The following is a 542-nucleotide window of genomic DNA, read 5'->3' as shown; positions in this document are numbered from 1 at the left end:
CGAAGACGACCGTACCCGTACCGTGCGGATTCAGCTTCAGCGGACGCAGCCACCGGGAGTCGTGGCCACCCGGGCGTGCAACAGCGGCGCCGGCGGTCTGCCGCAACCGCTGGATGAGGATGTCCCGATGGCGACGTAACAGCTCAAGTGTACGATCGTCGATCGTGTTCGCCGGTGCGTCGTAGTGCAGTCGCTCCCCGTCGGCCCACAGCCGAATCCGGCGCCGCCGCAGTTCCTCCAGCAGGCGGTCGGCAAACGAGAACGCCGCTCCCCCCGGACGCTCTGCCTCGTGCAGGACCATGTCATCCCCTCCCAGTCATTCGCGCTCACAGCCGCCGTTGGACTGGTCACCGCCGTGCGCGTGATCTTCGACCAGGTGCGCGAGATGAGTGGCGGTGGCTCTGGTGTAGAAGGCACTGAGAGGTACTTCGGTGCCGAACTCGCGCGGCATACGGGCCGTGACCCGTGTGGCCAGCAGCGAGTCCCCCTTCGAAGAAGGAGTCCTCGGTGCCGACCGGTCGACGTGCAGTGCTTCCTTCCAG

The 542-nt window shown here is 66.8% G+C and carries 2 protein-coding genes; both read right to left on the bottom strand.

Translation table 11 applies throughout. The features are described 5' to 3' along the window. Positions 1-301 (bottom strand): hypothetical protein (locus tag ACLJPL_RS34125; RefSeq protein ID WP_411084821.1); only part of this gene is annotated, 301 nt, incomplete at its 3' end. Positions 302-316: 15 nt separating this feature from the next. Continuing rightward, positions 317-542 (bottom strand): acyl carrier protein (locus ACLJPL_RS34120; protein ID WP_411084820.1); only part of this gene is annotated, 226 nt, incomplete at its 5' end.

Origin of the sequence: Streptomyces sp. cmx-18-6 (assembly GCF_046548915.1) — a bacterium.
In the GTDB taxonomy this organism is placed as follows: Bacteria; Actinomycetota; Actinomycetes; order Streptomycetales; family Streptomycetaceae; genus Streptomyces.
This window is presented reverse-complemented; position numbering and strand designations above follow the sequence as displayed.